The organism is Emticicia sp. 21SJ11W-3, assembly GCF_024138715.1.
In the GTDB taxonomy this organism is placed as follows: Bacteria; Bacteroidota; Bacteroidia; order Cytophagales; family Spirosomataceae; genus Emticicia; species Emticicia fluvialis.
Genome location: NZ_CP092074.1, coordinates 3,006,903 through 3,024,873 on the forward strand (window position 1 = coordinate 3,006,903; position 17,971 = coordinate 3,024,873).

Annotated in this window: 17 protein-coding genes and 1 pseudogene; 4 read left to right on the top strand and 14 right to left on the bottom strand. The window is 40.3% G+C overall.

Annotated features, from left to right (window positions below):
• Positions 1 to 441 precede the first annotated feature (441 nt).
• From MB380_RS12690 to MB380_RS12715, 7 genes and pseudogenes are all read right to left on the bottom strand, one after another.
• Positions 442 to 777: a hypothetical protein gene (locus tag MB380_RS12690; protein WP_253523080.1), complete on the bottom strand. Its 336-nt coding sequence runs from the start codon at positions 775 to 777 to the stop codon at positions 442 to 444.
• 103 nt (positions 778 to 880) lie between these two features.
• Positions 881 to 1,390 (bottom strand): hypothetical protein, encoded by a 510-nt coding sequence (locus tag MB380_RS12695; protein ID WP_253523095.1) that lies wholly within the window; start codon positions 1,388 to 1,390, stop codon positions 881 to 883.
• Positions 1,391 to 1,438: 48 nt separating this feature from the next.
• Positions 1,439 to 1,906, bottom strand: a complete 468-nt coding sequence (locus tag MB380_RS12700; RefSeq protein WP_253523097.1) for a hypothetical protein — start codon at positions 1,904 to 1,906, stop codon at positions 1,439 to 1,441.
• Positions 1,907 to 2,038: 132 nt separating this feature from the next.
• Complete coding sequence (locus MB380_RS12705) at positions 2,039 to 2,407, bottom strand: hypothetical protein (RefSeq protein WP_253523100.1); 369 nt, start codon at positions 2,405 to 2,407, stop codon at positions 2,039 to 2,041.
• Positions 2,408 to 2,478: 71 nt separating this feature from the next.
• A pseudogene (locus MB380_RS21960) lies at positions 2,479 to 2,652 on the bottom strand (CPCC family cysteine-rich protein).
• 169 nt (positions 2,653 to 2,821) lie between these two features.
• Positions 2,822 to 3,223, bottom strand: a complete 402-nt coding sequence (locus MB380_RS12710; protein WP_253523103.1) for a hypothetical protein — start codon at positions 3,221 to 3,223, stop codon at positions 2,822 to 2,824.
• 266 nt (positions 3,224 to 3,489) lie between these two features.
• Positions 3,490 to 3,909 (bottom strand): hypothetical protein, encoded by a 420-nt coding sequence (locus MB380_RS12715; RefSeq protein ID WP_253523107.1) that lies wholly within the window; start codon positions 3,907 to 3,909, stop codon positions 3,490 to 3,492.
• A gap of 239 nt (positions 3,910 to 4,148) precedes the next feature.
• On the opposite strand from MB380_RS12715, the gene MB380_RS12720 reads away from it, so the two are divergent.
• A complete protein-coding gene (locus tag MB380_RS12720) occupies positions 4,149 to 4,964 on the top strand; it encodes a tetratricopeptide repeat protein (protein WP_253523110.1) in 816 nt (271 codons plus the stop codon).
• Between the two features lie 389 nt (positions 4,965 to 5,353).
• Here the strand turns inward: MB380_RS12720 and MB380_RS12725 are convergent, their stop codons facing one another.
• From MB380_RS12725 to MB380_RS12750, 6 genes are all read right to left on the bottom strand, one after another.
• The gene (locus MB380_RS12725; RefSeq protein WP_253523112.1) at positions 5,354 to 6,685 is read right to left on the bottom strand and encodes a c-type cytochrome; all 1,332 of its coding nucleotides are present in this window, start codon (positions 6,683 to 6,685) and stop codon (positions 5,354 to 5,356) included.
• Between the two features lie 50 nt (positions 6,686 to 6,735).
• Entirely contained in the window at positions 6,736 to 8,166 is a 1,431-nt protein-coding gene (locus tag MB380_RS12730) for a cytochrome c (protein ID WP_253523115.1), read from the bottom strand.
• An 83-nt stretch (positions 8,167 to 8,249) separates the two neighbouring features.
• Positions 8,250 to 8,684: a hypothetical protein gene (locus MB380_RS12735; protein ID WP_253523118.1), complete on the bottom strand. Its 435-nt coding sequence runs from the start codon at positions 8,682 to 8,684 to the stop codon at positions 8,250 to 8,252.
• Between the two features lie 266 nt (positions 8,685 to 8,950).
• Entirely contained in the window at positions 8,951 to 10,123 is a 1,173-nt protein-coding gene (locus tag MB380_RS12740) for a PepSY domain-containing protein (protein ID WP_253523121.1), read from the bottom strand.
• A gap of 109 nt (positions 10,124 to 10,232) precedes the next feature.
• Entirely contained in the window at positions 10,233 to 12,581 is a 2,349-nt protein-coding gene (locus tag MB380_RS12745; RefSeq protein WP_253523135.1) for a TonB-dependent receptor domain-containing protein, read from the bottom strand.
• A gap of 366 nt (positions 12,582 to 12,947) precedes the next feature.
• Positions 12,948 to 13,949, bottom strand: a complete 1,002-nt coding sequence (locus MB380_RS12750) for an IS110 family transposase (RefSeq protein WP_253523137.1) — start codon at positions 13,947 to 13,949, stop codon at positions 12,948 to 12,950.
• Between the two features lie 563 nt (positions 13,950 to 14,512).
• Between MB380_RS12750 and MB380_RS12755 the strand changes: the two genes are divergently transcribed.
• From MB380_RS12755 to MB380_RS12765, 3 genes are all read left to right on the top strand, one after another.
• A complete protein-coding gene (locus MB380_RS12755; RefSeq protein ID WP_253523139.1) occupies positions 14,513 to 15,430 on the top strand; it encodes an AraC family transcriptional regulator in 918 nt (305 codons plus the stop codon).
• Positions 15,431 to 15,681: 251 nt separating this feature from the next.
• Positions 15,682 to 16,722 (top strand): S9 family peptidase, encoded by a 1,041-nt coding sequence (locus tag MB380_RS12760; protein ID WP_253523142.1) that lies wholly within the window; start codon positions 15,682 to 15,684, stop codon positions 16,720 to 16,722.
• Between the two features lie 311 nt (positions 16,723 to 17,033).
• Positions 17,034 to 17,357 (top strand): DUF4260 domain-containing protein, encoded by a 324-nt coding sequence (locus MB380_RS12765; RefSeq protein WP_253523144.1) that lies wholly within the window; start codon positions 17,034 to 17,036, stop codon positions 17,355 to 17,357.
• A gap of 43 nt (positions 17,358 to 17,400) precedes the next feature.
• Here MB380_RS12765 and MB380_RS12770 read toward each other — a convergent pair whose 3' ends face one another.
• Positions 17,401 to 17,970, bottom strand: coding sequence for a Crp/Fnr family transcriptional regulator (locus MB380_RS12770; protein WP_253523147.1), 570 nt, complete (start codon positions 17,968 to 17,970; stop codon positions 17,401 to 17,403).
• Position 17,971 lies beyond the last annotated feature (1 nt).

Here is a 17,971-nt window from a genome sequence, read left to right on the forward strand (position 1 = left end):
TGTGTTGGTGCGTTCGTAAGAGTATGGGTGCTATTCGTGTGTAGAGACAAGGCAATGCCTTGTCTCTACAGTAGCATTGACGAAAACCAGTTGTTTTTTTTCAGTTTCAGATAAGTGTGTATTATTTAGTTGGGGTGTGTGGCGTTCTTGGAACGCTTGTTAGCAATGATGTTCTAAGAATATCTGACACACTGAAGATTGAATAACCAGCTAAACTGGGTTGGGTATTTTGGCGCATTCGTAAGAGTATGGTTGACCATCGTGTGTAGAGACAAGGCAGTGCCTTGTCTCTACAGTAGCATTGACCAAAACCAGTTGTTTTTTTTCAGTTTCGGATAAGTGTTTATTAATTAGTTGTAGTGTATGAGATTCTTTGAACGCTTGTTGAAGGGGTGTTTTTGAAAATAACTGAAAATTGAATGTTCAGCTAAATTGTTAGCTTTATTCTTGCAATTTATACACTACCTCCTGCAATCGTTCTTTTGTTATCTTCCCATTTATTTCCGGGTTTGGCAACTCAAAAACAAATTCTTGCATTGCTTCGTTGTTAAACTCTAAATCATCTCTACATTCAAGTGCATTAGCCCATCTAATTAAAGTTTCAAAATCTATTTCATCATTAATACCTCTTTTTAGAACACAAGTAAAATCTTCAATGCTAATTGGGTAAAATGGCATTTCACTATCCCAGGCAAATAGATATAAATCTTTTTCTAAACTCTCAATATTGTTACGAAGCAAAACTAAATCCTTTAAAAAATCTACTCTACTTTTCATATCCGAATGAGAGTTTTACCATTAATAATACTTTCATCATGAACAAACGCTTTTTAACAATCTTGAATAAACACAAAGGTCATCTATTCGAAGTCTTTTGCGCTTATGTTAATTGAAAAACCTTGTTTTCTTCACTGGTTTGTATTGACAATACATTATCCTTAATATTAAAATGTTCTATGCGGTCAAATGATTCATCCATTACAACAACACCATCGTAATTTATCACTGTCAAAAAGATTTCTCCTAACACAAGTAATTTTTCAACATTGATTAAATACAAGCCATTTAATAAGCCTGAAAACTCAATCTGTGCTTTTACATTCAAGTTTTCATCTATAAAATAAATACTCCTTCCTGTATCTAATACAAGTGAGTTATCCCAAAACAATAAATTCAAATTGTCTTCTCTAAAATCACTATCAAACGCTAAAACAAATTTCTTTTCTCTTGTTAAAGAATGGTAGCCAACAGAACAGTAGTAATAATCTCCATAAGTACCATTCAAGTAAAGAATTTTATCAGTAACTTGATTATTTAAAAAAGTTGATGCTTCGCGTGACGAATTAAATTTATAGGTTTTGATAAAAATATTATTAACTATCTGATTCATATTAATGACTTTCTATAAGTTTAATAGTTATTAAACTATACTGAACAATTAGACTTCTACTTCATTTAAATCAATATCTCCCACATTATTTTCAGCAAGCCACCCCATAGCAAAACTATTTTCAAATCCTTCCCCTTTATTGCCTAAAAGATTAGTACCTTTTACAAAAACATTGTTTTTTATCTCTATGATATTTTCAAATTGACAGTCGAAGAAATTTAAAAACTCTAAGAAAACATTTCCATCAATAATTACAGGATAAGCATTATGTCCGCCCATTTGGTAGTCAACGTAGCTCTTGAGGATACAATTTTTTAATAGAAAACCATTCACAAACCAACAGGAATGAATTTTCAGGTTATTGATTAAGCAATTTTCTACAACCAAATGAATGTTCAATTCAAATGCCCCTATCAAATCAATTGTATTAATTACGCAATTGATTACATGCATTGAGGTATAATCATTTATGTCTTTCTGACTTAGAATATCTATATTCTGATTTTCTATTAACATAATGCATTATCAAGCTAATAAAAGTGCTTTGGTGAAATCTATTTCATAAAAATTAAGTAGTTTCGCCTATTGCTTTTTGCATTTTAAATAAGTTCGGCAACACTAAAAGCAATGTTTTAAGCATCAACTCAATTATACATTTCTCATAAAAGGTGTTATTCGAAAAAGATTATCTTCTCTTATTTCATTATTCAATGACCAATAATCTATCAGGTCAATAAAAATCATTCTTTTAGACTCTAGAATTAATTTGATTTCGTTCCACCTATCATCAATATCTAAATCATACTCGTTTAAATAATCTTCATAAGACACAAGTGTAAGAGACATTACTGCTACCCGTTTATCTGCTGACAAATCATTTTGATGATAAAAGTTTAGAAAATCATTAATCCTATTGGAATTTGCCATTTCTATATCCCAATCTTGTTCTATACCTGTATAAGGCAATGACAGCTCCTTACTCAGCTGTTCCACTATTTCTTTTTTTATGATTACCATATAAATAATTAAAGGACTAATCCGTTAACTTCTTTTAGATTGTTATAGTCCCGACAGGCCTGATTCTTGTTTTACTTTTCATCTTCCAAAGGTGGGCGAACTTGCTCTTTGAACCTTTTTTCTATTGCTCCATAAGATTTAAAGTTCTCTCTTGCTAGAATTAAACAAAGACTATTTGCCCCGCCTTAATAATAAGGCTCTTGAAGTTGTAAACCATCATCTTCCCAGAAGCATACAGCACAAATCTGAAATGTATTATCTGCTTTTTCATTTAAAGTATAAAAGTATCAGCATGGACATTTATAATTTCCAAAATTATTGGCGCCCATTTAGTTATACTTGCATTAAGTAATAATCCATCCTATTATTTGTTTTTAGTCATAACCACAAAATTATGCATGACCGTGCTTACTTTTAGTCTCTTGATATATCAAGTCGAGATATTACGAAATACACGTAACTGCCTATCACTCTTTCATCATTAAGCCAGTTTCCGGAAGAAAAAGTGATATCACCACAATCAATTATAACAGGGTGAATGCTTTTCAATTGGCCATAGCAGTAATAGCGCCACCTGTTATTTTCTGATGTTACAATATCGCGTTTGTTCTCTTTATTTTCACCCCAAAATGCAGACTCTGATATTCCTTCTTCAAGAAAGCTAAAATTAACTTCTGCTATTTCCCCCTCCTTAAAATCAAAGGTATGGCAAAAAGCCCAAAGCTGCCTCCCATTTATTTCAAACAAAATTTCTGCTTCAGGATTATCTTTATCAAGCCAATCGATTTGCTTTATAGTCACTATGAAACTATTCATGATTTTTATTCCAAATTAACCCGTATAGCTATTTGTAATATAAAAATGGAACGGCGGAATTTTAGTTTTTCAATCCAATAAAACTCTGCCATTAAAGGTGTAAAGTAGGGAAATTTAACTGTTGCAAAAAACGCAGAGTCCCCTAGCCCTCCTCAAACCAGCACACGCGGGAGACTCTGCTTAGACCTTCAAACTTCTATAATGCTTACTCCTTCTTTTCAAACTTTAATATATAACTATCTTCAAACTTAAGCCAAAGAAGACTTTTAATTAATTTCAAACTGGTCGACTTTCAGATTTGTCCGAATTCCATACAAGTCTTTTCTCATTGCTAATGCAAGTTTATTTAGTGTCTGGCTGTTTTGTTGTAGGATGAAATTTTTCATTTCAAGAACAACCTGGTCAGAACCAAAAAGAGACATATTAATAAACTCAGCGTGCACTTCATTCCTTAAACTATCAATAGAATTTATATCAGGACGGTTAATTATATTTCTGGTCTTTTCTCTATCATAATAGACCAATGCATAGCATAGCAAAATAATTGTTTTGTAACGTGTTTCTTTCATAGAATGCCTTGACTCTTGCTTTGCTTTTTTGGATGCGATTAAAAAGTCAAATCCACTCTTAAGTAAACCGCCAAAGCCAACTAGACCTATTGCAGTTAATATTTGTTCTGTTGTCATTTAATGTTCTAGGTTATTTAATGTTGAATTATTCAGTTGAGCTTTACTAAATTGCTTATTAAATAGTTGTAAAGTCACTTATCCTGCCAAATGCTCATACGAGCGGAACACTCTTATATAATCTTCGCAAATTTCTTTCACCTTTCTCTGCCCCACGCCCTCTGCAAACAAATTTTTCCTTATTTTTGCCCACAAACAGTTCCGCAATAATAATTAACAATTTTAGATATTTCACGCTGATGACCCGCTACTTTTTTAACCGCTGTGTAATTACCCTTATTGTGTTGCTTGGTACTGTCTTTCATGCCTCGGCGCAGACGTCCGACGAGTATCTGAAAGCCGGAGAAAAGAAGTTTGCCAACAAGGCTTATAAAGAAGCATTGATTGACTTCGACAAAGCCATTTTGCTGAATCCGAAAAGCATTGAGGCTTATAATGCCAAAGGTTCGTGCTTGTATGAACTGAAACAATTCAAAAAAGCCGCTGAGGCTTATGGATATGTGATAAAGTTTGACTCCACCAATGCCGAGGCTTATAATAAACGAGGGGTATGTTATGTATATGGGCCTTTCCGACTGGGACCGGCGATAAAAGATTACACGAAAGCAATCAATCTTAACCCTGATAATATTAAGCCGTATTATAATCGTGGTTTTTTGAGAAACTGGGGAAGAGGCTCTGCCTGCGCTATCGGCGATTTCACCGCGATATTAATGATTGATTCTACCAATTCAAATATTTGGATTAACCGGGGTAACAGTTTTAAAAAAGACAAACAATTTACTGCTGCTATTTTAGATTACACCAAAGCCATTAACAAAGATGCCCCTGATAAACTTATGGCATATTTCAACAGAGGGATTTGCTATGAGGCCATCGGTAAAAATGACGACGCAGCCCAGGATTTTAACACTGTCTTGATGCTCGACCCATCTAAGCCAGACAATACCGCTTTTTTAAAACAGCCCATGCAGCTCAAGCACCTGCATCGTAAGGCCAAAAAAATCATTAAAAAGGCATTTCCAAGTGACAAACAGTGGCAGTTAAAGGTTTAAGACAACCGGATCTACCCCTACCCGAATGTAATTTTGTGCATAAAACTACGCAGTACTAATCCTTGGTTATACCAACTGTCATAAGTTTGGGATTATTGTTAAGCGGGCATTGAACAATAAATTTTATTGAATAGCCGAAGCGTCCCGCTCTGCAAACGCCCCGGCTATCTTAAGGCAATTATCATTTTATAAATCCGGTCTATTAAACCTGTTTTGCCTCCAATCTTTTTACACCGATATAAATACCAGTATCATAGAAAGTATAAGCAAAAGCAACAGTATAAGTATGCCTACCTGCTTTCCGGATGAAAAACCACTAGTTGCTTGTCGTTTAGATTTCTTCATAAGGCTATCATAGTTTAAAAAGTGCAAAAAACCTTTTTTCTATACTAATGAAGAGAAAGAATCCATTCGGCCACCTGCTGTACCTGTTGGTCGGTTAGGTGGGTTTGTGGTGGCATAGGTGGGCCTTCGCGCTTTTTACCGGGCTTTTTAATCCAGCTTACCAAACCAGCCTTGTTTCCCTTATAAATACCGGCGGCTTCTTTCATGGCGGGGCCTACCAGTTTTTCATCTACCTGGTGGCAGGCTATGCAGTTATTATTGAAAATATCCTGGCCGGGTAGCTTGGGCGCATCTGCTGAAACCACCTTAGCTTTAACGGCTTCGGCAGTGGCTTCTTTTACCAGTTTCTCGTAAGCTGCAGTTTTGGCAGCTACCAGCTTGCGGTGCGGGTTAAGGGCGTTAGAACGGTAAAGCTGCCTGCCAGACCCCATAAATATAACTACAATACTCATGGCAATGGCTATCCTGCCAAAATATCTGCCAAATTGGGTTTCGTCGGCATTAATTTCTTTCCAGAGCCACGCCATTGCTACTATGGCTACCGCCGCACCACTCAGAATCACCAGCAGCACATTAGAAGCCAGCCCTTGCGAAGGCAGGGTGATAAGTATAATGGGTCCTATAATAAACTGTATCAGCGAACCATAAAATGTAATGGTGTACAGATTTTTACGGACTCTGAAACGGGAAAGCGTTGGATAGCGGGACTCGAAATCGTAGGTTTTCCGCCCCCAGTACCACACCAGAAACAAGCCCGAAGCTGCCATACAGGCATTCAGGAAATGCAGGTATCGTGGAAAAACATTGGGAAGCAGTAATGCTGAAAAGAACCCCTCAACAACCGACCATTTATCAGGGAACATCATGAGATTGACATTGGTAAGAAAAATGAGCGGTATAAAAAGAAAAAGTAGCACGGTCGTAGCCAGAAAACTGATATGAAGCAGCTTGTTATGTTGTAACCGTTTCCATAAAAACTTATGCGCATAAAGCAGCAGTAACGCAATAGTTACCAAGGGTATAACCATAATCCACATCAGGCCGGTGAGGGCATTGGCCGTATAAAAATAAGTGGTATAAAGCGTATTAATGACCAATAGCGGAGCAATGCCCATAACAATGGCCAGCGACTTATTGACTGTAATGGTTTCGGCAACTGAGTAGGCCAGTTTGTCGTAGTCGGGTTTACGAAGCCCGAGTATCTGATAAAAAAGAGCAAGAACAGAGCCTCCAACCATTAGATTTATAAAAAGAATGTGTACAAGAAACGATACAACCAGTAACAAAACCAGTAGCCACTCTGGTAGCGGCAATGGTAGAGGCAGGTCTTTCTGCACTATTTGCGGTGCTGCCTGCAATAATATATAATAAAACATAATGAATTGCTGATTTAATGAGCGCCATTAAAGGCGCATAAAAATTTAAGTTACTGCCCGGCTGAAACCTCAGAAGGCTTTAAGAGTCCCAACCCGTTCTGCGAACCTTCAACCGGCAGGGTGTAGTCTTGCTGAAGGGTTTTAATAAACACACAAAGCGCCTCAAGCTCCTGATTATTGCCGGGAAACGGCGGCATAAAATAGCGTGCCCGATGCATATTTTTTATGTAGGCTTTCATTTGCGCGGTATCCCAGGGTTTATTGCCAAACATAGCCGTAAACTTGCCTTTTATTGGGTTTACCATGCCATTGGTTGTATGGCAGCGGCTACAGGTAATAATAAATACGTCTCTTCCTGCTTCGGTTATGTTGCCAGCTGTTATCTGTTTGGTAGGCACAAAGTTTGCGTGCTTCAGAACGCCGTCTCGCTGCAAAAGGGGGTAATCTTCAACCCTTATACCATTAGAGTACATATACTCGCCAATTACATAAGGTTTGCGGATAAACTCGCGCAGGCGTTCAAAGTGGCCCATCAGCACTACTACCAGCAGTATTGAAAGCCCCGCCAGCCACGATGGCACCGTGGCAGGCTTAAAAAACGACCAGTTGGCTGTTATCATAACCAGCCCAATAGCTATGCCCACTATACTAATTATCTGCGAGTACCAGTTCTGAAACTCCATAGTACCCATAGCCACAGGCAAATTTCCAATCAGGTTATCAGGAATCACATAGTAATACAAAGCCGCGCCCAACGCTGCCAAAGGGGCCCAAACCAGCACCCAGCGACTAATAAACCTGACAATGACAGCCCGGAAAGCCGGGTCTTTACGGGTAAAAATGATAGCCAGAAACAGGGCTATCATTCCGCCCATTGTCATGGCCAGCGTAGTGCGGAATAACAGCTGCGGTACGTATATCGGATTCAGGAACCCATAAATGAAACTACGATTGGCGTTCCAGTTGCCGGTGTCCATCATAAAAGAAAGAATAGATACGATGATAGACATGGTTATCCACGAAAAAAACGACAGAAAAATACCATAGCGCAAGTGTTTGGCTCTATCGGTTATGGTTGACCGCAGCTTTTTCCAGGTAAGAAAATAAAGCAATATCAACACTACTTCAGTTACAAAGACAATCCATTCAACAAACCATGCGCCAAAGAAAACACGAATGAGACTGCCAATGGAGGCTGGGTTTACCAGCGAAGCCGAAAACCAGATACCAACACCTGTCATGGCGCCAATAGTGGTAGTAATAAGAAATGCAAAGAAAAGTATCCGGTAGGCGGTTTTGTCCCACTTTTCGGCCTGAGCCGGGTCAGTCTTTAAAAGGCTGAAACCTTTAAACTCTAGCATGGCCACAACGGGCATCAACCCAACTGCCAGTGCGTGATTAATAACGGCATGAAGCACCGCTATAATAGCGATTAAGGCCCGGTTTCCGAGGAAATCGAGATGAAATATTGGAAAATCCATGATGATTCGGTTTAATTAGACAATAAAAATGCAGGCCGTGCCAAACAGGACGACCAGGTGAAGCATACGTGCTTCATTATTGTTTATACCGATACCTGTGGAGGATGGATAATTTTGGCGTAGAAATCCTGAAAATAACCGTTTTTGTAGGCATAGTTGCGTTGAGGCCAGTCATTGACACCCTGAGCCGGGTTAACAGCCAGATCTATGTCTTCTACAAAAAGATTGAACGAAAAAGCCAGATTTACCGAGGCTTGTTTCTTTTGGGTGGGTTTCTGCCCGAAATCGAGCAGGTCAAGTAGTTTTTTTTGGAGTTCTTTTTCAAACAGTGCTACTTTTTTTTCAATACTGGCATTTTGCCTGCTGAACTCCTCTGGGTTTTTTACAGAAAAACAGAAAAGAAAAGTAAGCGTGCTTTGGGCAAAGAAAACGATAAATATAGAGAATATAACCCACCTGCGGGCCTGAGAAACCTGCCCGGCAGAAAGTTGCTTGATATGGATTATACGGCGAACCAAATTACTTTATTTACCGCACAAATATACAGCTAAAAGATTAAAAAATATGCTTTCAAACCCTGCTTTTATAAGGGGGTTGCTATTTTGGGGTACTTTTCGAGCCGCCCAGCCATGTTATAGGTCTACACAAATCTATTTAAAGCCTTTAACTGATGTTAAACCCCTTTTATATCAAAAACCTGCGCACACAGGAGATTTTTGCAAGGTTTTATTATTAATAAATCGTATACACACGGCAATGCCCTGTCTATAACAACACACCAACCTCAACTAACCGCCATCTTTTTACTCTTTCTTTTACCTTTCTTTGCACTGCTTTTCTCTTTATTCAGCCAGATTATGAAACCGGTAACGGGCAGGGAGGCGCAAATGAGAGAGACTACAAATGCCAGAATTTTGGTGGGCAGACCGCCTATGGCGCCTATGTGTAAATCAAAGTTGAGCGAGGCCATTTTATCGCCGGGTGCCTGGTTTTCATTTGATTTCAGCTGCTTGATTTGCCCGTCCGACTGGTTAAAGTACAGCCATCTGAAAACCCCGGTGCGGTCTTTGTTCAGCCTTATCTGTATATCATGTGTTTTTTCGGTAGAGTCGCGCAGCCTGATTGACATCATGTCGGCCTTGGGGTAGGTCTGCAAAGCATAAATCAAGGCATTGTCGAGCGTTTTGTTCAAGGGTTGTGGCACTGGCACAAAGTCTTTTTTAGCTTTTGCAACGCTTCCGAGTTTGTTCAGTGAATCGGTATAAAACGTTTTAAAGCCGGGGAAAGCAAACACCAGCCCCGTTACACTTATGATAAAAGCAAAAACAAGGCTGTAAAAGCCCAGCACATTGTGGAGGTCGTGGTTGAGGCGTTTCCAGCGGTAGCTGAAATTAAGCCATAAACCTTGTTTCACGGTAGCGCGGTTCCATTTTTTAGGCCACCACAACACCAGACCCGTCAGCAGCAGCACCACAAAAACGGCAGTAGAATAACCCACAACCGGATGCCCGATTTTCTTACCCAGCAACAAGTTCAGGTGCAATTGTAACACAACCTGAAAAAACTCTTTTCTGGTGTCTTCAACGGCCTGTATGGCCCCTGTATACGGGTTCATAAACACCCTTTTATAATATTGCTGGTAGTTATAATACCCAAAGGCTTTGTCATTGGTTTTGTTTGCTCTGAACACCCAGGTTCTTCCGGCATCGGGGTATAGGTCTACCCTTGATATTTTCTCTCCGGCTTGCAGGCCTGCCTGTGCCTTTTGCAGCAGGGTGGTTAAAGGCAAAGGCTTGGGGTTGGGCGCGGTTTGGTGCAGGTAATACTTTTGGGGGTATGCCCATAGCTTCAGGTCGTCGTGAAATACGTAAATACAGCCGGTAATGCTGACAATAAAAACTACCATACCGGTTATAAGGCCAAGCCATTTGTGCAACCAGAGAAAAAATGCTTTCATAAAAATGTAATTATAAATAACTGCAAAGGGTGCATACCCGCTCCGGTAGCGGCTGCCGCCGGAGCAAGATGATGCTTAATTGAGATTGACCCGATATAAAAAACTGTCATCAGAATCTGAAGCGGGTGTTAATGTTCAGCTGTGTGCCGTTACCCCTTACATAATTGGCGTTTAAGCCCGGGTAAAGGCTGGCAGGGTTAAAATACACGTTGTTAAACAGGTTTTCTACCCCCAGGCTAAAGCTGAGTTTTTGGTTGAGATTATAAGTACCTGCCAGGTTAAACAAATGATACCCGATAATATGGCCTTCGCCATTCAGATACTTACCGTTAGCCTGCTTCTGGAAGCGGTCGCGGTCGCCTACATATACCCAGTAAAACTGCAGGTTGAGTTTGCTGACAGGTGTGTAATACAAAAAGCCAGTTGCTTTAGGCGGGGCAATTCTGGCGCCGCTCAGGTATTTTTTGCTGCCGTCTTCAAAAATAGCCTTGCCCTCTACAAAAGCGTAGGTACCTCCTATTTTCAGTTGATTGGTCAGGCGCAGGTCGGCGGCTACTTCATACCCATATACCCTTTCAGGCTCGCGCTGCGGAAGCAGATACCCGCCTACATCTACCAGATTAGCGCCGAGGTCAGATGTACTGATGTAATACGCCGCCGAAAAGTTGAAGCCTTTGATGCGGCTCGAAAAACCCACCTCATAGTTATTGGTGATGATGGGGTCTGTTTCCATGCTTTCAATGGTGTTGGCGGTTGCCCGGCGGATAATGCGCCCCAGCTCATTAATGGCAAAGCCCTGCGAGAAACTCACAAACGGATTGAAGAAGTCTGAACGGGCGTAGCGCAAGCCAGCATTAAACATGGTGGCATTGTAGGGTATCTTACCTCCTTTAACGGCTATGCTTCCGGCATTGTTTGGGCCGGTGGCAATGGTGTTGAAATCGTTGATGGTTACGGTGGCGTTTTCGTAGCGCACCCCTCCTTTCAGAATCAGGTTATTAACAATATCTACTTTCAACTGGGCATAAGGCGCCAGATTCACCATGTTCATATTCGGAATATACACCCGGCCATCTACCAGGTCCTGATTGGTGATGTCGTTCAGCAGGTCTAGTCCGTAAGTAATTTCAGCAGGCATTTTACCAATTACAAACGGGGTGTTAAGATTAATGCGCAAGCCTTTTTTCTTAGAATTGATCATGGTTTGCCCCGGGCCATACCAGGCCGTACCGGTGGTAACGTAGCGATTCATGGAGCTAAACGAGTTGATATATACGGAGGCATCCAGCTGGGTTTTACCAAACAGGTTTCTGCGGGTGTAGGTTACCAGTGCGTTATGGTTGAAGGGTGTCCCTGCGGGTTTGCCGGGGTCAGTTCCCTCCACACCAATGGTGGGTGTCTGGCCGTACACCCCGTCTTTGCTGATGTATTTGGTGTGCTGCGTGCTATTGAAATAATTGTAAAAAGCGCTGACAGACGAAAGCGCGTTGATGTCGTAACTTACTTTGGCAAAAGCATTATACTGGTAAGAGTTAGAGAGGCCGTCGGTTTGTCCTAAAGGAATCCCCTCGCCATCTCTTTGCAGGCCTATGTATTCGGCCGAGCCGGCCACACTATAGCCCCATTTGCCCTTTTTACCGCCCAGATACTGCGAGGCACGGTAGCCCAACGTACCATTGGAGCTGAACGGATTCAATGAAACCCCCACACTGCTTTCGCCCGTTAGTGGGGTATCGCCTTCGCTTTTCCTGGTTATGTAGTTGATAATACCTCCGCCAGAGCCATTACCATAGATAGACGTAGCGCCTTTGATAACCTCTACGCGCTCAATAACGGCCGGATTGATGGTGCGGATGTCGCGCGAGCCGTTCATTAACGGCGTAGATTGCGGAATACCGTCTATCAGCACCAATACGGCACGGCCGCGGAGTGTCTGGCCTGAGTTAACCGCCTTATTGGTAGACACCCCCAGACCCGGTACCGTAAAGCCCAAGACGCTTGAAATGTCGGTCGTGATATTGCTCTGGGCTTCTATTTCACGGCGGGAAAGAATAGTAATAGACGACGGAATGGTTGAGATATGCTCAGGCTTACGGCCAGCAGTTACTACCACTTCAGACAGGCTCTTCTGGCTGTATTGCAAAACAACTTGAAAAATACTGCCGGGGGTATCGGCACTGAAGGATGTTTTGTAGGTTTCATAGCCGATGGCTCTAATCTCCAGCACGTTGTTGCCACTAAGTGTTGTGTTCGACTGATAATACCCTGTGGCGTCGGTAAGGCCAATTGCTTTTTGATTCAGAATCACTGTGGCGCCGGGTACGGCCTCCTGGCGGGTATCTTTTACCTGAATGCGGATTTGTTGTGCTGATGCGCCAATGGCCATCAATAACAGAATTAATGCGCCCGAAAACAAAAAAATGTGGCGTCTGTAATGGTTAAAAAAAGGTGTAGACATTATAAGTTTGTTGTAATTGTATTTAGACTAATTATAAATAAGCCGCAAATATAAGAAAAGAAATGAATGAGGTGCAAGGAAAAGCAAATATTTGAAGAGGGTACGGGGTAAGAAGTATAGGGCGTTGGGCAGAGAGTTAAAAACAAAAGAGATTAGGGTATTTCACTGGAGATTCATGATTGTTATTGCTCTTTAAGGGTTCAAAATTTTGAACCCATACCGTTTGGTATCCATTTATGTCCCGACAGAGTCTCCCGATTGTGCGTGCCTGAAGCCAGTTAATGGGACTCTTCATGTCCCGACAGAGTCTCCCGAGTGTGAGTGCCAATAGCCAGGCAAGGGGATTTCTATGATAAAGACAAAGAACTAGTTCAAGGAAAAGTTAAATTTTTCTTGTTTGCGAATCAGCGCAGAAACTATATGTAAAATTTTGTTTCTAACAGCATTCAAAGCCGACATTTTGCTTTTATCTTCGGCAAGTTTTCTTTCATAATATTGCTTAATAGGTTGACACCATTTGACCGTAGATAGCGCGGCCATATGCAGTGCTTGCTTTAGTTTTTTATTAGCCAGATGTGAAACTCGTGGTGTATTTTTAAGACTACTCCCTGATTCTTTTTTAAAAGGTACTACACCTGCATGACAAGCAATTTTTCTTGGATCAGAAATCGTTTCAAAGTTATTAGTTGCCGTAATCAGGGCAATGGCAGTTTGTTTGCCAACACCTGGAATACTTTCAATCAAATCCTTGTTATTGTCAACTTGCAGATCTTCTTTGACTATTTCATCCAACTCTTTGTCAATTTTGGCAATACTTTTGGCTAATCCTGCTATTGAATCCTGTAAGGTCTTCTTTAAAGATGCATGGTCTTTTGTAGAAACAAATCCCTTCATTTCATTGACATGCCGTTCTATCTGATGCTTCTGTTTGAGTAATAATTGTCTAGCAGATTGTAAACGTTTCATCTTTACAACCACTTTATTATCAGGTTTATATATCCTGATTGTTGGAAGATTCTTTCTTAAATACTGGGCAATTAGATACGCATCAGCACTATCTGATTTCTCTCGCCTAATACCCTTTGAGTTAGCAATGTCTAGGGCATTAGATACCACCAAATCTAATCCTTTTTCGACCGCATAAACTTTAAAAGGATTTGAATAGATACCCGTATTTTCCATCCCAAATAATATCGAGCCTAAGTCTTTATACCCTGCATTCTTCAGATTTTTTAACAAACCAGAAATGTCTTTTGCTGTATTGTCAATCTGCCCATTTAATAGAACTTTGTCCATTGAATCAATTAGCGAATAATCAATCGTCAATTTTGATACATCCATTCCTAAAAATAATGTCTTGGTTTTCATATCTTTGTAATAGTTGAAGAATAAGAAGTTGGTTTCGATAGATTGACACATGTCTTTAATAATAGGGTCGGTAGCCCTGAATTTCTATTTGTGTTGACTATCGAAGTAGCGAGGGTAGGACTATATCCCCTTATAGGCTCCAAGCCTATGACTCTAATTAGTTTCCCTACCCCCCACAACTTCTATAATTGTTAATCTTACCAAAGATAACCTTTCTTGGTTTTGTACAGCTTGCTTTTCATTTACAAATCTAAAAGACTCTGCCGCAAAAATAAGAAGCCAGAGAACTGGAAGTAATACATGATACTCAAGTTATTGGCAATCCACCCGGTGACCCTGAAAAAGCCGCTCTTGCATTTATTGAACTGGCAGAAACCGAAAATCCCCCGCTGCATTTCTTTATGGGTAGCGATTCTTTCGGAATGGCGAACAGCAAAATTGAATTGTTGCAAAATGAATTGAACGCTCATGAGGCTTTGAGTAAATCTACTGATTTTTGATTGATTCATCCAAAAAGAGACAGAATAGATGAATTTCTGTCTCTTTTTCCTAAATTTGAAGAAATGAAAAACAAAAGCATACATACTTTCAACACCATCAGTGATTTCCATAAGATGAGTGGCTTACCTAAGCCGGAACATCCGCTGGTGAGTCTGGTAGATTATGGATTGGTGAATTATCAAACCGATGAAAAGGAAATCAGCTGGGTGCAGAATTTCTATTCTATTGGCTTGAAACGCAACATTCAGGGTAAGTTTAGGTACGGACAACAGTCGTATGATTTTGATGAGGGATTGATATCATTTGTGGCACCAGGTCAGTTGGTGCATTTGTCGGTAGAAAAGCCTGTCATAAAACCCACAGGTTTGCTTCTGTTTATTCACCCTGATTTTATCTGGAATACCTCACTGGCCAAAAACATCAAGCAATATGAGTTTTTTGGGTATGCAGTCAATGAGGCGCTGTTTCTTTCAGAGAAAGAGGAAGCTATTATCACTGATATTTTGCAGAACATTCAGCGGGAATATCATTCAAATATTGATAAGTTCAGTCAGAATATCATCATTGCCCAGATAGAATTGCTGCTTACCTACTGCGAACGGTTTTATCAGCGGCAGTTTATTACACGCAAGAAAAGCAGCCATCAGGTACTTGAAAAACTGGAACATATTCTGGACGATTACTTCAATAGCGACAACCTGATTGACCGTGGACTGCCGACTGCCCAGTATATTGCCGGATTACTGAATGTATCTCCCAACTATTTAGGTAGTTTGCTGAAAGCCCTGACGGGACAACCCACCCAGCAGCATATTCATAACAAGCTGATTGAGAAGGCCAAAGAGAAGCTGTCGGTTACTGAACTATCAGTGAGTGAAATTGCTTATGACCTGGGCTTTGAGCACCCACAATCGTTCAGCAAATTATTCAAGAGCAAAACCAATTTGTCGCCGTTAGAATTTCGGGCTACGTTTCAGTAGGGGATTGGATGACTAATAGTTCATGAGACAGGGCTTTGCCGGTGTCTCTACGTGTTTTTTGGTTAATTAAAATAATATTTTGGTAGGGGTTCAGAATTCTGGACCCCTACGTAATGAAATTCTCCCGCTGGAGACTCTACTGATACATTCAATTAATTTATAGTAACCTAATCAGTCAACATGCAACTATCGTCCATTACAAGTGTCTTTATATTAGTAACGTGCATCAATCATATTCCCCTCAATCTTTTATGCGAAAATTACTATTGTTTGTTGGTCTTTTGTTACTCAAAAACATTGCAATTGCTCAGCCTGTCATTCCCGATGCATTCGGCTTAAAGGAATTCTCAATTCACGACAAAAAATTAGGCCTGGTTCAGTTTTATGTTGATACCGTAAATATTCATAAAAAAGCTCCATTGTTTATTGAGGTGAATGGCAGCGGAGGGCTCCCGCTGTGCCTCTATGTTCAGGGGAAAAAGTTTGTTACAACACCTGTCACATTCAATCAGGAACTACTCAGCAAGACCAAAGACAAGTACCATTATATTATATTGGGTAAGCCCGGCACTTCTTTTTGCGATACCCTGAAACTCGATATAAGCATTCCTGAATATCAAAAAAATCCATCGCAGGTTTTGTTTGCCCATAAACCTTCTGAAGAATATACTAAACGACTGAGCTTAAACTGGCGTGTTGAAGCCACGCAACTGGCCATCAATTATCTGGTTAAGCAAGGTTTTTGGGATAAAACCAAAATAGTGGCCTTTGGTTATTCAGAAGGAGGACAAGTAGTGCCTACCTTAGCTGTGAAAGAAAAACGGGTTACGCATATTGCGCCTGTAGTGGGAAGCGGTTTAAACCAGTTGTATGATGGAATTATTAGCTGGCGCGTCAAAGCAGCGAAGGGTGAACTAACCCAGCAGCAGGCACAGGATAGTGTGGAAGCATCTTTCAGGCGTATTGCTGAAATCTATAAAAATCCGACCTCAACAGACAAAGAAACAGGCGGACATTCTTACCAGCGCTGGGCTAGTTTTGGCAGCACCATCCCTTTTGAGCAACTGCGACAATTAACAATACCTATCTACATGATTGCTGCTACTCGCGATGACAGCTCTCCTATTTATGGGCTTGATTACGTACGACTTGAATTTATGCGCTTGGGCAAAACCAATTTAGTGTATGATACCTGCGTAGGTTGCAATCATTATCTCGTCAATGCCGACACTGGCCAATCAACCGGCATTAGTTATGTTGATAAGATATTGAATTGGGTTGAGGGGAAATAGGAATAAGATGCTTAAGACACACGCAAAAGAGACAGGGCATTGCCACTGTCTCTACGGATTTTTGTAATATCTTGTAGGGGTTCAGAATTCTGAACCCCTACAGTTTGGTATCAATTTTTTTACACCTTTTGAAAACACAATATCCATCGCGAACAGGATGTTCGCGCCACAAGAACCCTATGCCACCAAATTCCTTGATTTTTGTCAAGACCAATCGGGTTTAGTTTTCAGACCTTTGTGTCAGATTAATAAACACCTCAGATAAACGACACAATGAAAAATCTTTTGAAATTAAAGAACTCGGACAGTTTTTGCTGTCCATCATACTTTTTAATCAGTTAGACTTTGCCTGGTGGACTTTTCCGGCTTGTATTCTGTTGCCTGATTTATCAATGATTGGCTATGCGGTCAATACCAAAACGGGGGCATGGATTTATAATTTTTTCCATCTTAAAATAATTGCCATTGCTGTTATTAGTGCCGGATTCTTGCTTAATAATTCTTTACTTACTTTGGCAGGTGTGATTTTATTGGGGCATTCGGCAATGGACAGAATGTTTGGTTATGGTCTGAAATTTGAAGACAGCTTTAAAAATACGTATATGGGGCTGATTGGGAAGAATGGGAAATCTTGATTCCATGAACCGAACGTAAAGGTTCAAAATTTTGAACCCCTATTCACCGTATATTCTTTCTTATTCTGCTTAAGGAAGATTGCGTAATGCCCATATAAGACGCTAAATAAGACAGTGGGATGCGGTTAGCCAGATTAGGGAATTTTTCCAGAAAGGATAGATAGCGTTCTGTGGCATCTTCTGCCATCATCAGACTGATTTTATTTACCTTTTCGGCCAACCCTTTGGCAGTGATTTTGGAAACTATGATATCCCACTCTATAATGGTCATGGATAAATCTTTCATGGCACTTTTAGACAAGACCAGATACGTGCAAGGTGTGATAGCCTGTATATATTCTGTCGATGGAATTTCCTGATTATAGCTGTTTATATCGGCCAGAAAGTTATTTTCTTCAATAAAATACTTCGTAATCTCATCGCCTTTGTTGTTGTAATAACAAACACGCATAATTCCCTCTGTCAGAAAAATAACCTCGCGGGGTATCTTTCCGGCTTCATGATAATACTCATCCTTTTTAATTTCCCGTTCAACAACCTTGCTTTTGATTAAATCAATCTGCTGGCTGTTCAGATTGCCGAACTGCAATATATAGTTAATAAGTGCTTCCATA

What these genes read in the sequence shown, in the direction of transcription:
- MB380_RS12690 (WP_253523080.1), bottom strand. Translation starts at nt 777, where the DNA reads ATGAAAAGTAGAGTAGATTTTTTAAAGGATTTAGTTTTGCTTCGTAAC.
- MB380_RS12695 (WP_253523095.1), bottom strand. Translation starts at nt 1,390, where the DNA reads ATGAATCAGATAGTTAATAATATTTTTATCAAAACCTATAAATTTAAT.
- MB380_RS12700 (WP_253523097.1), bottom strand. Translation starts at nt 1,906, where the DNA reads ATGTTAATAGAAAATCAGAATATAGATATTCTAAGTCAGAAAGACATA.
- MB380_RS12705 (WP_253523100.1), bottom strand. Translation starts at nt 2,407, where the DNA reads ATGGTAATCATAAAAAAAGAAATAGTGGAACAGCTGAGTAAGGAGCTG.
- MB380_RS12710 (WP_253523103.1), bottom strand. Translation starts at nt 3,223, where the DNA reads ATGAATAGTTTCATAGTGACTATAAAGCAAATCGATTGGCTTGATAAA.
- MB380_RS12715 (WP_253523107.1), bottom strand. Translation starts at nt 3,909, where the DNA reads ATGACAACAGAACAAATATTAACTGCAATAGGTCTAGTTGGCTTTGGC.
- MB380_RS12720 (WP_253523110.1), top strand. Translation starts at nt 4,149, where the DNA reads ATGACCCGCTACTTTTTTAACCGCTGTGTAATTACCCTTATTGTGTTG.
- MB380_RS12725 (WP_253523112.1), bottom strand. Translation starts at nt 6,685, where the DNA reads ATGTTTTATTATATATTATTGCAGGCAGCACCGCAAATAGTGCAGAAA.
- MB380_RS12730 (WP_253523115.1), bottom strand. Translation starts at nt 8,166, where the DNA reads ATGGATTTTCCAATATTTCATCTCGATTTCCTCGGAAACCGGGCCTTA.
- MB380_RS12740 (WP_253523121.1), bottom strand. Translation starts at nt 10,123, where the DNA reads ATGAAAGCATTTTTTCTCTGGTTGCACAAATGGCTTGGCCTTATAACC.
- MB380_RS12745 (WP_253523135.1), bottom strand. Translation starts at nt 12,581, where the DNA reads ATGTCTACACCTTTTTTTAACCATTACAGACGCCACATTTTTTTGTTT.
- MB380_RS12750 (WP_253523137.1), bottom strand. Translation starts at nt 13,949, where the DNA reads ATGAAAACCAAGACATTATTTTTAGGAATGGATGTATCAAAATTGACG.
- MB380_RS12755 (WP_253523139.1), top strand. Translation starts at nt 14,513, where the DNA reads ATGAAAAACAAAAGCATACATACTTTCAACACCATCAGTGATTTCCAT.
- MB380_RS12760 (WP_253523142.1), top strand. Translation starts at nt 15,682, where the DNA reads ATGCGAAAATTACTATTGTTTGTTGGTCTTTTGTTACTCAAAAACATT.
- MB380_RS12770 (WP_253523147.1), bottom strand. Translation starts at nt 17,970, where the DNA reads ATGGAAGCACTTATTAACTATATATTGCAGTTCGGCAATCTGAACAGC.